General features: G+C 70.1%; 12 protein-coding genes. 6 read left to right on the plus strand and 6 right to left on the minus strand.

The window, feature by feature from the left end; translation table 11 throughout:
• The first annotated feature begins 100 nt into the window (after nt 1-100).
• Nucleotides 101-1,363: an ABC transporter substrate-binding protein gene (locus AZL_RS17420; RefSeq protein ID WP_012975810.1), complete on the plus strand. Its 1,263-nt coding sequence runs from the start codon at nt 101-103 to the stop codon at nt 1,361-1,363.
• 57 nt (nt 1,364-1,420) lie between these two features.
• On the opposite strand, the gene AZL_RS17425 is transcribed toward AZL_RS17420, so the two are convergent.
• Complete coding sequence (locus AZL_RS17425) at nt 1,421-2,065, minus strand: trimeric intracellular cation channel family protein (protein ID WP_042444150.1); 645 nt, start codon at nt 2,063-2,065, stop codon at nt 1,421-1,423.
• Between the two features lie 183 nt (nt 2,066-2,248).
• Here AZL_RS17425 and AZL_RS17430 point away from each other — a divergent pair, with 183 nt between their 5' ends.
• The 3 genes from AZL_RS17430 to AZL_RS17440 all read left to right on the plus strand — a co-directional run bounded on the left by AZL_RS17430 (nt 2,249) and on the right by AZL_RS17440 (nt 6,638).
• Nucleotides 2,249-4,729: a heavy metal translocating P-type ATPase gene (locus AZL_RS17430; RefSeq protein WP_012975812.1), complete on the plus strand. Its 2,481-nt coding sequence runs from the start codon at nt 2,249-2,251 to the stop codon at nt 4,727-4,729.
• Nucleotides 4,730-4,737: 8 nt separating this feature from the next.
• Complete coding sequence (gene cueR / locus AZL_RS17435) at nt 4,738-5,124, plus strand: Cu(I)-responsive transcriptional regulator (protein WP_042444551.1); 387 nt, start codon at nt 4,738-4,740, stop codon at nt 5,122-5,124.
• 89 nt (nt 5,125-5,213) lie between these two features.
• On the plus strand, nt 5,214-6,638 hold the full coding sequence (locus tag AZL_RS17440) for an MFS transporter (RefSeq protein ID WP_247894400.1): 1,425 nt from the start codon (nt 5,214-5,216) through the stop codon (nt 6,636-6,638).
• A gap of 4 nt (nt 6,639-6,642) precedes the next feature.
• Here AZL_RS17440 and AZL_RS17445 read toward each other — a convergent pair whose 3' ends face one another.
• The 3 genes from AZL_RS17445 to AZL_RS17455 all read right to left on the minus strand — a co-directional run bounded on the left by AZL_RS17445 (nt 6,643) and on the right by AZL_RS17455 (nt 9,206).
• Nucleotides 6,643-7,257 carry a PRC-barrel domain-containing protein gene (locus AZL_RS17445; RefSeq protein WP_012975815.1) on the minus strand — a complete coding sequence of 205 codons (615 nt, stop codon included), beginning with the start codon at nt 7,255-7,257 and terminating at the stop codon, nt 6,643-6,645.
• A gap of 86 nt (nt 7,258-7,343) precedes the next feature.
• The gene (gene metW / locus AZL_RS17450) at nt 7,344-7,955 is read right to left on the minus strand and encodes a methionine biosynthesis protein MetW (RefSeq protein ID WP_012975816.1); all 612 of its coding nucleotides are present in this window, start codon (nt 7,953-7,955) and stop codon (nt 7,344-7,346) included.
• A gap of 21 nt (nt 7,956-7,976) precedes the next feature.
• Nucleotides 7,977-9,206, minus strand: a complete 1,230-nt coding sequence (locus AZL_RS17455; protein WP_042444152.1) for a homoserine O-acetyltransferase MetX — start codon at nt 9,204-9,206, stop codon at nt 7,977-7,979.
• Nucleotides 9,207-9,401: 195 nt separating this feature from the next.
• Between AZL_RS17455 and pheA the strand changes: the two genes are divergently transcribed.
• A complete protein-coding gene (gene pheA, locus AZL_RS17460; protein ID WP_012975818.1) occupies nt 9,402-10,298 on the plus strand; it encodes a chorismate mutase in 897 nt (298 codons plus the stop codon).
• 151 nt (nt 10,299-10,449) lie between these two features.
• Nucleotides 10,450-11,541, plus strand: coding sequence for a histidinol-phosphate transaminase (gene hisC, locus AZL_RS17465; RefSeq protein ID WP_012975819.1), 1,092 nt, complete (start codon nt 10,450-10,452; stop codon nt 11,539-11,541).
• 64 nt (nt 11,542-11,605) lie between these two features.
• Here the strand turns inward: hisC and AZL_RS17470 are convergent, their stop codons facing one another.
• Entirely contained in the window at nt 11,606-12,886 is a 1,281-nt protein-coding gene (locus AZL_RS17470; protein WP_012975820.1) for an amidohydrolase family protein, read from the minus strand.
• The gene (locus AZL_RS17475; RefSeq protein WP_012975821.1) at nt 12,886-13,809 is read right to left on the minus strand and encodes an ABC transporter permease; all 924 of its coding nucleotides are present in this window, start codon (nt 13,807-13,809) and stop codon (nt 12,886-12,888) included. The genes AZL_RS17470 and AZL_RS17475 overlap by 1 nt, the downstream gene beginning before the upstream one ends.
• Nucleotides 13,810-13,812 lie beyond the last annotated feature (3 nt).

Genomic DNA, 13,812 nt, shown 5'->3' on the forward strand with positions numbered 1-13,812 from the left:
CGATTCCACTTTGACACAGAGGGGGCGTGCGGTGGAATCTTCGGCCGATCGGATCGGGACCGATCCGCAGTGCGTCCAGCCAAAAGGCACCCGCAGCATCATGACCAACGATCATAAGAACCGTTCCGCCGGAGGACTCGCCCTTTCCCGCCGCACGCTCGGCCAGGCGGCCATCGCCGGCGGCGTGCTGGCCGGCTTCGGCCGCGCCCCGGCTTTTGCCCAGGACACCACGCTGAAGGTCGGCGTGCTGCTGCCGCGCTCCGGCCTGCTGGCGCAGGCGGGGCAGGCCTGCCAGCGCGGCGCCGACATCGCGCCGGCGGTGCTGTCCGATCTCGGCTACAAGGTGGAGGTGCTGTCGGCCGACACCGAATCGAACGCCGACGTCGCCCGCTCGCGCACCGAGAAGCTGATCAATGACGGCGCCCATGTCATCGTCGGCGCCTTCGACAGCGGCCAGACCGCCGCCGCCGCCCAGGTCTGCGAACAACGCGGCGTGCCGCTGGTGATGAACATCGCCGCCGCCGACAAGCTGACGGAACAGGGCTACAAGACGGTCTTCCGCAACTTCCCGACCTCCACCATGCTGGTGTCGAACGGGATGTCGCTGATGAAGGAGCTGTTCGCCGCCACCGGCGCCACGCCGAAGACGGCGGTGTTCCTGCACGCCAACGACACCTTCGGCATGGCGAACAAGGCCGCCATCGACGCGCTGTTCCCCAAGCTCGACATGCCGTTCCAGATCGTGGAGTCGATCTCCTACGATCCCAAGGCGCAGGATCTGGCGGTGGAGGTGGCCAAGGCCAAGGGCACCGGGGCCGAACTCGCCATCGTGACCACCCGCGCCAACGACGCCATCATGCTGGTGCGCGAGATGGTGAAGCAGCGCTGGGAGCCCAAGGGCATCGTCTCCCCCGGTTCGCCCGGCCTCTATGACGAGCAGTTCTACAAGGTTCTGGGCAAATACGCCGACTACGCCATCACCAACCTGCCCTGGTACGATCCCAAGGCGGCGATGACCAAGCGGGTCGAGGCGGCCTTCAGGAAGCAGTTCCCGAACGACCGTTTCGAGGGCTACGCCTTCAACGTCGCCTTCACCTTCGAGGCGATCCTGATCGCCGCCGACGCCTTCAAGCGCGCCGGCACCGCCGAGGCGTCGGCCATGCTGGCGGCGCTGCGCCAGACCAACCTGTCGGACAAGCTGATGGTCGGCCCGGCGATCACCTTCGACGACAAGGGGCAGAACACCAACCTGATCTCCGCCTGCATCCAGAACCACAAGCTGCGCCCGACCGTGGTGCTGCCGAAGGCGTCGGCCGAAGCCGACCCGGTCTTCCCGGCGCCGGGCTGGGGCAAGCGGGGGTGACGTGACGCGTGCCGACCTCCCTCTCCCGCCTCGGGAGAGGGCTCGCGTCAGCCCCCCTCAGCTCCCCGGCGCCCGCGGCGCGCTCCAGTTGCGCAGCACGCTGACCACGCGCAGCACGAACACGGCGAGCGCGCCGACCACCGCGACCGGCACCGCCGGCAGGTCCAGCCGCTGGCCGGCGATCACCACCACCGCCCCCAGCAGCGAGGCCATGGCGTAGATCTCCTCGCGCAGCACCCGCGGCACCTCGGCGACCAGCAGGTCGCGCATCGCCCCGCCGCCGCAGGCGGTCATCACCCCCAGGAGGGCGGCCGGCAGCGGGCTGAGGCCATAGGCCAGCGCCTTGCCGCAGCCGGCGACGGTGAACAGCCCCAGTCCGGCGGCGTCCAGCACCATCACCGGCTTGCCCAGCCGGTTGATCGGCTTGTGGAACAGGAAGGCGGCGAACCCGGCGGCGAGCGCCACCATTAGATAGCGGTCGTCGCGCAGGCTGGCCGGCGGCAGCGCGCCGATCAGCAGGTCGCGCATCACGCCGCCGGCCAATGCCGCCGCCAGCGACAGCACCAGCACCCCGAACAGATCCAGCCGCTTGCGCACCGCCAGCGTCCCGCCGCTGAGCCCGAAGACGAAGACGCCGATGAAATCCATCACCGTCAGCAAGGTGGACAGGTCGGCGGGCATGGGAATGGGAAGCGGCGGCATGGTCGGACTCTGGGGCGGGCTCTGTGGGACTTCATCTGCCCACCGATTGAGCACAACCGGCCCCGCCGCGCCAAGCGAAACCTCCGCCATTGTCGGGCGCCCCGCGGCGATCCGCCCCTTGACCTTCCAGCGGCTGGAAGCCCCATATCCCCTCATGCCGAGCGGAATCGAAGGAGAACCGGCATGACCACGACCCAGCCCAGCAGTGGTGCGACGGCCCCCGCCGGTCCGCCCCCCGGTCCGCCCACCGATCTCGATATCGGTGTGTCGGGCATGACCTGCGCCTCCTGTGTCCGCCGGGTTGAGAAGGCTTTGGGCCGGCTACCGGGCGTCACCGCCGTCTCGGTCAATCTGGCGACGGAGCGGGCGAGGGTGAGCTTCGCCGACCGGCCCGACGCCAAGGCCGCGGCGGAGGCCGTCGAAGCCGCCGGCTTCCAGGCCGAACGGCGGGCGTTCGACCTGTCGGTCACCGGCATGACCTGCGCGTCGTGCGCCGGCCGGGTGGAGAAGGCGCTGAACCGGCTGCCCGGCGTGGAGTCGGCGACGGTCAATCTGGCGACCGAGCGCGCCCATGTCGTCGTCTTCGCCGACAGCCTCGACGGCGCCGATCTGGTCGCGGCGGTGGAGAGGGCCGGCTATGGCGCCGCCCCCATCACCGAGGGTGGCGAGCGGGCGGCGGAGGAGGCTCGCGCCGACCGTGGCCGGCGCGAGCTGCGCCATGTGCTGATCGCCGCCGCGCTGTCGCTGCCGTTGCTGGTGGGCATGGCCGGCGACCTGTTCGGGGCCGACTGGATGCTGCCGGGTTGGGCGCAGTTGATCCTCGCCGGCATCGTTCAGGTCTGGCTGGGCGCCCGCTTCTACCGCGCCGGCTGGAACGCGCTGCGGGCGGGGGCCGGCAACATGGATCTGCTGGTGGCGCTCGGCACCTCGGCGGCCTGGGGGCTCAGCCTCTATCTGCTGCTGACCGCGCATCCGGGCCACCAGCCGCATCTCTATTTCGAAGCCTCCTCGGTGCTCATCACCTTCGTGCTGTTCGGCAAATGGCTGGAGGCGCGGGCCAAGGGCCAGACCGCGGCGGCGATCCGCGCGCTGATGGATTTGCGTCCCGCCACCGCCCGGCTGCGCCGTGACGGCGTGGAGACCGAGGTGCCGGTGGAGCGCGTCCGCGTCGGCGATCATGTGGTCGTCCGTCCCGGCGAGCGGGTGCCGGTCGATGGCCGGGTGGTCGAGGGTGGCGGCGGCGTTGACGAATCGATGCTGACCGGCGAGAGCCTGCCGGTCGACAAGGAACCGGGGTCGCGCGTCACCGGCGGCTCGATCAACGGCGACGGGCTGCTGGTGGTCGAGACCATGGCGGTCGGCACCGAAACCATGCTGGCGCGGATTGTCCGCATGGTGGAGGGCGCCCAGGCGTCGAAGGCGCCGATCCAGCGGCTGGTCGACCGGGTCAGCGCGCTGTTCGTTCCGGCGGTGCTGGCCGTCGCGGCGCTGACGCTCGCCGGCTGGTGGATCTTCGGCGGCGATCCGGAGACGGCCATCGTCACCGCCGTCTCGGTTCTGGTCATCGCCTGTCCCTGCGCGCTGGGGCTGGCGACGCCAACCGCCATCATGGTCGGCACCGGCGTCGCCGCCCGCCATGGCATCCTGATCAAGGATGCCGAGGCGCTGGAACGCGCCCATGCCCTGACCGCCGTCGCCTTCGACAAGACCGGCACGCTGACCGAAGGCAAGCCGCGCGTGACCGACCTTCTCCCGGCCGATGGCGTCGATGAGCAAACCCTGCTGGGCCTCGCCGCCGCGCTTCAGGCCGGCAGCGAGCATCCGCTCGCCCATGCGCTGCGTGACCGCGCCCTGGCGGCGGGCATCGCGATGGAGCCGCTGAGCGGGTTCCGCGCGCTGGCCGGGCGGGGTGTCGCCGGGACGGTGGCGGGGCGCCGCCTGCAACTCGGCAACGCCCGCGCGCTGGCGGAGGCCGGCTTGGAGCCCGGTCCGCTGGCCGGCCCGCTGGCCGAACCGGCGGACGCGCTGGCCGCATCCGGCCGCACCCTGTCCTGGCTGATCGAGGCTGGCGAAACGCCACGGCTGCTCGGTCTCGTCGCCTTCGGCGATACGGTGAAGGACGGCGCCGTCACCGCCATCGCCGCGCTGACGGCGCAGGGGGTCGAGCCGGTGATGGTGACCGGCGACGGCTGGGGTGCGGCGCGCTCCGTCGCCGCGGCGCTGGGCATCGGGCGGGTGTTCGCCGAGGTGTTGCCGGGCGACAAGGCCGCCGTGGTCGCGGCGCTGAAGGGGGAGGGCCGGGTGGTCGGCATGGTCGGCGACGGCATCAACGACGCGCCGGCGCTCGCCGCCGCCGATGTCGGCATCGCCATGGCGACCGGCACCGACGTGGCGATGCACAGCGCCGGTGTCACCCTGATGCGCGGTGATCCCCGGCTGGTCGCCGGGGCGATCGACGTGTCGCGGCGGACCTACGCCAAGATCCGCCAGGGGCTGTTCTGGGCCTTCGCCTACAATATTGTCGGCATTCCGCTGGCGGCGTCGGGCCATCTCAGCCCGGTTCTGGCGGGGGCGGCGATGGCGCTGAGTTCGGTCAGCGTGGTGGTGAACGCCCTCACCCTGCGCGGCTGGACGCCGCCGGATACCGGAGGAGGGATGCGATGAGGGACGGCATGACCATCGGGGACGCCGCCAAGGCGTCGGGCGTGAACGCCAAGCTGATCCGCTACTATGAGTCGATCGGCCTGATTCCGGAGGCGGCGCGGACGGCGTCGGGCTATCGCGTCTACAGCGACCGTGACGTCAATGTGCTGCGCTTCGTCAAGCGGGCGCGGACCTTGGGCTTCGGCATCGAGCGCATCCAGAAGCTGGTCGGCCTGTGGCAGGACCGTTCGCGATGCAGTTCGGAGGTCAAGCGGATCGCCTTGCGGCACATCGGCGAGTTGGACGCCAAGATCGCCGAGTTGCAGGCGATGCGCGACACGCTGCACGAGCTCGCCGACGCCTGCCATGGCGACGAACGGCCGGATTGCCCGATCCTGAAGGATCTGGCGTCGTGAACTCCCCGCCCGCGCGCCCGGCTTCCGCAATGCTTTCATGCGAAATTGCTTCGACCGCGAGTTGACCGGCGCCCCTTATGCTGGCGGCCATGTCGAACGCCCCCGCACCGCCCTTCGCTTCCGCTCCCTCCTCCGCAACCCGTCGGCCGCCGGCCGTGGCGGCCGACGGTCTTCCGGTTCCGCAACGCTATTGGGCGATGGCGGCGATGACCGTGGCGCTGATCATGGCGGTGCTGGACGGGGTGGTCGCCAACATCGCCCTGCCGACGATCCAGCGCGAATTCGCCGTCGACGCGGCCAGCGCCATCTGGGTGGTCAACGCCTATCAGATGGCGGTCACCGTCTCGCTGTTCCCGCTGGCCTCGCTGGGCGACATCATCGGCTACCGCAAGGTCTACTGTGTCGGTCTGGCGGTCTTCGTCGTCGCCTCGCTGGCCTGCGCGCTGTCGCCGAACCTGCCGGTGCTGACCGTCGCCCGCGTGCTTCAGGGCATCGGCGGAGCGGGCATCATGAGCGTCAATCTGGCGCTGGTCCGCCACATCTACCCATCCAACCGTCTCGGCCGCGGGGTGGGATACAACGCGATGATCGTCGCCGTCTCCTCGGCGGCGGGGCCCAGCCTGGCGGCGCTGATCCTCTCGGTCGCCTCCTGGCCCTGGCTGTTCGCGGTGAATGTGCCGCTCGGGCTGGCGGCGCTGGCGGTGGCGGTGCGGGCGTTGCCGCTGTCCAACCCCGCCGGCCACCGCTTCGACTGGCGCAGCGCCGCGCTGAACGCCGTCACGCTCGGCCTGCTGATCGTCGGCTTCAAGGGGATGGACGGCAGCCAGTCCCCCTGGCTGGTGGCGCTGGAACTGGCGGCGGCGCTGGCGCTCGGCGCGACGCTGGTTCGGCGCGAACTGGCGCAGGCGGCGCCGCTGCTGCCGGTCGATCTGCTGCGCCGGCCGGTCTTCGCCCTGACGGTGGTGACCTCGGTCTGCTCCTTCGCCGCGCAGAACATCGTCTTCGTCTCCATGCCGTTCTTCTTCGAGGATGTGCTGAACCGCTCGCTGGCCGAATCCGGGCTGCTGATGACGCCCTGGCCGCTGATGGTGGCGCTGATCGCGCCGATCTCCGGCCGGCTGGCCGACCGCTACGAGCCGACGCGGCTGGCGTCGCTCGGGCTGCTGGCCTTCGCGTCCGGCCTCGCCCTGATGGCGCTGCTGCCGCCCGATCCGTCGACGCTGGACATCGTCTGGCGGATGGCGCTGGCCGGTTTCGGCTTCGGCCTGTTCCAGACCCCGAACAACAAGGTGCTGGTCAGCAGCGCGCCCAAGGAGCGCAGCGGCGGCGCCAGCGGCATCCAGGCGACCGCCCGGCTGCTGGGCCAGACTCTGGGCGCCGCCACCGTCGGGCTGGTCTTCACCGCCATCGGCAAGGCGGACGGCAGCGTCCTGGTGCTCTGGCTCGGCGCCGGCCTGTGTCTCGTCGCCTGTGTGAGCGGCATCCTCCGCCGCCGCCGCCCGTCCGCCGTCTGATGGTCTACGGCTTGTCGGGTTGTTGGGCCTCGGGCTGCCGGCTTTCGGGGCGGGTCAGCGTCGGCTCGTCGCCATAGGCGAAGGTCGGCGCCCTGGCGAACTCCGCCTGACCGATCTCCAGTGTCGGTCCGTCGGGACCGCTGCCCAGAATGCCCGCCGGCAATGCCACCAGCTTCTCGCCCAGCCCGAGCACCTCGTTCGGCGCGACCACGATGCGCTCCACCCGGTCGCCGGTCCGGTCCATGGTGAAATCGATGATGCGGCCGGCCGGCCGGCCGTCGCGGGTGCGCAGTTCCGTCCCCACCATTGTCCGCGCCTGTTCCGGGTCGAATGCCGGCGGCGGCAGGGCGGCCACCGGCGGGGACGCCGGTCCGGCCGGTCCGGCGGCGGGGGCCGGGGCCTGCATCTCGCGCGACGGCGCTTCGCCGCTGACACCCGGCGGGGAGGTGATCTCTCCGGTCGCCGGCTGGTCGTCCGGCCGTGGCGCCGTCATCAGCGGCGCCGTCATTGGCGGCGGGGCGGCGGCGCTGTCCGGCGCCGGCATGGTCTGGGCGTCGGCGGCGGCGGTGCCGACCAGCAGCAGTGCCGCGGCCGGCGCAAGCAAGGGGGAGCGAAGCATGAGGGCGACCCTTCCATTCGGATTCGGTATCGCCCCGGTAAACAGCGCGAAGGACCCGCGGGTTGCCGTCCCTCACCGCAAGGGTGTCAGCTTCCGTCGCGTTTCAGCAGGAAGACGCCCTGTTCGCCCAGCAGGTTGGCGAAGCCGGAATGGGCGCGGCTGATCACCCGGCCGGCGCGGTCGATGATGCGGCTCTGCTCGATGGTGATGCCGATCTCCTCCGTCAGGACGACGAAGTCGCGCAGCGTGCAGAAATGGATGTTGGGCGTTTCCCACCACTGGTAGCCCAGCTTCTCCGTCACCGGCATCCGGCCGGTCAGCAGCAGCTGGGTGCGGACGCGCCAATAGCCGAAATTGGGCACCGACACGATGGCGCGGCGGCCGATGCGGCACATCATCCCCAGCACGTCGCGCGGCTGCCGCATCGCTTGAAGGGTCTGGCCCAGGATGACGTAATCGAAAGCGTCGGCCGGGTAATCCTTCAGGTCGGTCTCGGCATCGCCCTGGATCACCGACAGGCCGTGCGCCACGCATTGCCGGACGCCGTCCATGCTGAGTTCGATGCCGCGCCCGTCGACATTCTTGGTGTGGGCCAGATAATCCAGCAGGGCGCCGTCGCCGCAGCCGACGTCAAGCACGCGGCTGTTCGGCTCCACCATCTCGGCGATCAGCTTCAGGTCGTCGCGAATGTCCAGCATGGCGTTTCGTTCCGTCCCCAATCAGCGCGCGCGGCGGCGGACGGACAGGCCGCGATGTTCGGCGCAGCCCTCCAGGAAGCCGTGGATGACCTGATGGAACTCCGGCTCGTCCAGCAGGAAGGCGTCATGGCCCTTGTCGGTCTCGATCTCCACGAAGCTGACATTGGCGGCGACGGCGTTCAGCGCATGCACGATGGCCCGCGATTCGGAGGTCGGGAACAGCCAGTCGCTGGAGAAGCTGGCGAGGCAGAAGCGCACCGGCGTGGTCTTCCCGCCCGGCCGGAAGGCGTTGGCCAGCGATCCGCCCGCATCGGCGGCGAGGTCGAAATAATCCATCGCCCGGGTGATGTAGAGGTAGGAATTGGCGTCGAACCGCTCGACGAAGGCCGCCCCCTGGTAGCGCAGATAGCTCTCGACCTGGAAATCGGCGTCGAACCCGTAGGTGATCGACTTGCGGTCCTGCAAATTGCGGCCGAACTTGCGGTGCAGCGCCGCTTCCGACAGGTAGGTGATATGGGCGGCCATGCGGGCGACGGCCAGACCGGCCTCCGGCCGGGTGCCCTCCAGCAGATAATTGCCGCCGCGCCATTCCGGGTCGGCCATGATCGCCTGGCGCCCGACCTCGTGGAAGGCGATGTTCTGCGCCGAATGGCGGGCGGCGGTGGCGATCGGCACCGCGGCGAACACCGATTCGGGATAGGCCACCGCCCATTGCAGCACCTGCATGCCGCCCATCGAGCCGCCGATGACGCAGAACAGCTTCTCGATGCCGAGATGCTCGACCAGCAGCTTCTGCGCCCGCACCATGTCGCCGATGGTCACCACCGGGAAGGACAGGCCATAGGGCTGGCCGGTGGCGGGATCGATGTCCTTCGGCCCGGTGCTGCCCAGGCAGCCGCCCAGCACGTTGGAGCAGATGACGAAATAGCGGTCGGTGTCCACCGGCTTGCCGGGGCCGACCAGCATCTCCCACCAGCCGGGCTTGCCGGTGACCGGGTGCTTCTCCACGACGAAATGATCGCCGGTCAGGGCGTGGCAGATGAAGATGGCGTTGGATTTGTCGGCGTTCAGCCTGCCGTAGGTCTGGTAGGCGATCTGGAAGCCGCCGATCTCGATGCCGCTGTCCAGCCGCATCGGCCGCTCCACCGCCAGACGCACGCGCTGGCCCGGCATGACCTGGTCATTGGGGGCCGGGCCGTCGGGTGCCGGGGTGATCGGGAAGGGCTGCGGCGCGGTCGGGGACGCGGACATGGCGCTTCGTGCCTTGGGAAGCGGTTCCAGCCTGCGTGAGGCCTTGCGGCGCCTGGGCGGAAACCGTCGGTGAGCTGGATCGTAACGGGAGCGTATAGCTACGAAGCCGGCCTTTGGAGTGTCAATGTTTTCTTTGATTTCGCGACGCATGCGGACTACTACTATCCGGCTCTGCATTCAATGGTTTCGTGACCCATGGCCCCCGCCCGGACCCCGCTCGACGACTTGCGCCGCGAGATCGACCAGATCGACGACGCGATCCATGACCTGCTGATGCGCCGCGCCGCGGTGGTGGAACGCATCGGCGCGGCCAAGGGCAATGGCGCGGCGGAAGCCGGAGCGGCTCCGATCTTCCTCCGCCCGGCGCGGGAGGCGACGATCCTGCGGCGCCTGATGGCCCGCCATGCCGGCACCTTCCCCGCCCAGGTCGTGGTCCGCATCTGGCGGGAGATGATCACCGCCTTCACCCGCATGCAGGGTCCCTTCGCCGTCGCCGTCTATGCGCCGGAGGAGCGTCGCGGCTTCTGGGACGTCGCCCGCGACCATTTCGGCGGATTCGTGCCGATGACCGCCGTCAACACCCCCGCCGCCGCGCTCCGCGCCGTTTCGGAGGGGACGGCGACCGTCGCCGTCGTGCCCTATCCGGCCGAAGATGATGCTGACCCCTGGTGGCGCTTTCTGGTCTCCGCCGATGCCGGCCGCCCACAGGTGGTCGCCCGGCTGCCCTTCGGCGGGCGCGGCAACGCTCGTGGCGAGAATCGCGACGCGCTGGCCATCGCCGCCGTCCCGCACGAGCCGACCGGCGACGACCGCACCCTGCTGAGCATCGAGATCGGCGGCGATCTCAGCCGCGGCCGGCTGAAGGATTCGCTGGAGGCCTGCGGCCTGCCGCCGGTCAGCTTCTGCACCTGGCATCCCGCCGGACATGCCATCGGGATGAGCGGCGGCGGACCGTCGGTCCATCTGGTCGAGGTCGCCGACTTCGTCGCGCATGCCGACCCCCGCCTCGCCCGGCTGACGGAACGCACCGGCGACATCCCGGTGCGGGTCACCGTCGTCGGCGGCTATGCCGTGCCGCTCGCTCTGGGCTGATCTGCGCGATTGGGGCGAGCCGCCGGGGCGGCTCCCGCCTTATCCTCCACAGCCCTGACCGCGGGATGGAAAGCCAACGCCCGGATCGTTCCATCCTGTTCCATTCCATCCCGAAACCGCCCATCCACCAGCGTCGGAAGGTAAGCAGACCATGACCCAGCCGAACGGCCCGCAGCCGCGTCCGGGGATTCTCGACATCGCCGCCTATGTCGGCGGCGAGCATCAGGGTCATATCCGGCTCGCCTCCAACGAGGGGGCGCTGGGGCCGAGCCCGAAGGCGATGGAGGCCTACGCGGCGGCGGCCTCCACCCTGCACCGTTACCCCGACGGCGGCTCGGCGGGCCTGCGCGGCGCCATCGCCAAGCGCTTCAACCTGGACGCCGACCGAATCGTCTGCGGCGCCGGGTCGGATGAGATCATCAGCCTGCTGATCCGCTCCTATGCCGGGCCGGGCGACGAGGTGCTCTATTCGCAGTATGGCTTCCTGATGTACCCGATCGGCGCCAAGTCGGTCGGCGCCACCCCGGTGACGGCGCCGGAGGACGGGCTGACCGCCAGCGTCGACAATCTGCTGGCCCGCGTCACCCCGCGCACCCGGCTGGTCTTCCTCGCCAACCCGAACAACCCGACCGGCACCTATCTGCCGGCGTCGGAGGTGGCGCGGCTGCATGCCGGCCTGCCGCCGGACGTCATCCTGGTCATCGACGCGGCCTATGCCGAATACATGAACAAGGACGACTACACCGCCGGCGAGGAGCTGGTGGAGAAATTCCCCAACGTGGTGATGACCCGCACCTTCTCGAAGATCTTCGCGCTGGGCTCGCTGCGCATCGGCTGGTGCTATGGCCCGGCCGGGATCGTCGACGTGTTGAACCGGGTGCGCGGTCCCTTCAACGTGTCGAACGCCGCCCATGTCGCCGGCATCGCCGCGGTGGAGGATGCCGAATTCCTCGACCGCTCGCGCCGCCACAATGAGCAGTGGCGCGAATGGTTCGCCGCCACCGTGCGGGACCTGGGCCTGACGGTGCACCCCAGCGTCACCAACTTCATCCTGGTCGATTTCAAGGGCCAGCCCGCCGGCAAGGACGACGCCGAGGCCGCCCGCCAATTCCTGAAGGCCCGCGGCATCCTGGTCCGCCAGATGCCCTCCTACGGCCTGCCGAGCTGCCTGCGGGTGACCATCGGCACCGAGCAGGAGATGCGCGCGGTCGCCGACGCGCTGCGGGACTTTTTGAAGGCGTAACGGGCTTCCCGCCGGGGAACCCCCCCCTCTCCCCTTGAGGAGAGGGGACTCTGGCCTGCGTGTCTCACCCCCGCTTCAGCAGGAAATCGACCGTCTCCGGCCGGCCCGGCAGGTCCAGCATCGCCCGCACCGGCTCGCAGCGGCTGACGATCCGGCCGCGCCGCAGCACGAACAGGCGGGCGGCGCGGGTGCGGATCGCCTCCACCGGGCTGCCGGCCTGGAGAACCACCAGATCGGCGTTGCAGCCGGGTTCCAAACCATAGCCGTCCAGATGCAGCAGACGGGCCGGGTTGACCGTCACCGCGTCGAAGGCGGCCGTCATGCCGTCCTGGCCGGTCATCTGACCGACATGCAGCCCCATCTGCGCCACCTCCAGCATGTCGCCGGAGCCCAGCGGATACCAGGGATCCATCACGCAGTCGTGGCCGAAGGCGACGGTCAGCCCGGCCGCCATCAGCTCGGGCACGCGGGTCATGCCGCGGCGCTTGGGATAGCTGTCGTGACGGCCCTGGAGGACGATGTTGATCAGCGGGTTGGCGACCACCCCCAGCCGCGCCTCCGCCATCAGCGGGATCAGCTTGGAGACATGGTAATTGTCCATCGAGTGCATGGAGGTCAGGTGCGACCCCGTCACCCGGCCGTGCAGACCGAGCCGCTGCGTCTCGTAGGCCAGCGTCTCGACATGGCGGGACAGCGGGTCGTCGCTCTCGTCGCAATGCATGTCGACCAGCAGCCCGCGCTCCGCCGCGATCTCGCAGAGCAGCCGGACCGAGGCGGCGCCGTCGGCCATGGTCCGCTCGAAATGCGGGATGCCGCCGACGACGTCGACGCCCATGTCCAGCGCCCGGATCAGCAGCTCCTTGGCGCCGGCCGAGCGGAGAACGCCATCCTGCGGGAAGGCGACCAGTTGCAGGTCGAGATAGGGGGCGACCCGTTTCCTGACGTCCAGCAGGGCTTCGACCGCCAGCAGCCGCGGGTCGCAGATGTCGACATGGCTGCGGATCGCCAGCAGGCCGCGCCCGACCGCCCAGTCGCAGTAAGCGAGCGCTCGCTCGATGATGGCGTCCTGGGTCAGCTGCGGCTTCAGCTCGCCCCACAGCGCGATGCCTTCCAGCAGGGTGCCGCTCCGGTTCACGCGCGGCAGGCCGTAGCTGAGCGTGCTGTCCATATGGAAATGGGCATCGACGAAGGGCGGGCTGACCAGCCGGCCGGTGGCGTCGATCTCGGTGGCCGACTCTCCGGCGAGATTGGTCTCGACCGCGGCGATCCGGCCGTCCTTGATGCCGATGTCGATACCGGTGCGGCCATCCGGCAGGGTGGCGCGGCGCAGGATCAGGTCGAACATCAGCGTTCTCCTTTGCGGTACGGGATCATCAGGGCGCGCGGGTAGGAGGCCCGGCGGGCCACCAGCACCAGCGCCAGGATGCTCAGCAGATAGGGCATCATCAGGAACAGCTGATAGGGCAGCACGCCGCCGCTCGCCTGCTGCAAGCGCAGTTGCAGCGCGTCGAACACCGCGAACAGCAGGGCGCCCAGCAGAGCCTTGCCCGGCCGCCAGGAGGCGAAGACCACCAGCGCGATGCAGATCCAGCCGCGCCCGTTGACCATGTTGAAGAAGAAGGCGTTGAAGGCCGACAGCGTCAGGAAGGCGCCGGCCAGCGCCATCAGCGCGCTGCCCGCCACCACCGCGCCGATGCGGATGGCGGTGACGTTCAGCCCCTGCGCCTCGGCGGCGGCCGGATTCTCGCCGACCATCCGCACCGCCAGCCCGACCGGCGTGCGGTACAGCACATAGGCGACGACCGCGACCAGCAGGAAGGCCAGGTAGGTCAGCGGCGTCTGGGCCAGGGCGCCGGGCAGGGCCAGCGGCTGGAACGGCTCGATGGTCGGCGGGGTGCTGGCCTGCGGCAGGACGAGGCGGTAGACGAAGTATGACAGGCTGGTGCCCAGCAGGGTCACGCCGATGCCGGTCACATGCTGCGACAGGCCGAGCGGCACCGTCAGCGCCGCATGCAGCAGGCCGAGCAGCGCGCCGCAGCATGCCGCGGCCAGAACGCCGGTCCACAGGTCAGCCCCCTGATAGACCGCCATCCAGCCGGCCATGGCGCCCAGCGTCATGATGCCTTCGATGCCGAGATTCAGCACGCCGGCCCGTTCGCACACCAGCTCGCCCAGCGTGCCCAGCACATAAGGGGTGGCGATGCGCAGCACGGCGGTCCAGAAGGCGGCGGACAGCAGGATGTCGAGGATGATCGACAGGAAATCCATGGC

The organism is Azospirillum sp. B510 (genome assembly GCF_000010725.1).
Taxonomy (GTDB): domain Bacteria; phylum Pseudomonadota; class Alphaproteobacteria; order Azospirillales; family Azospirillaceae; genus Azospirillum; species Azospirillum lipoferum_B.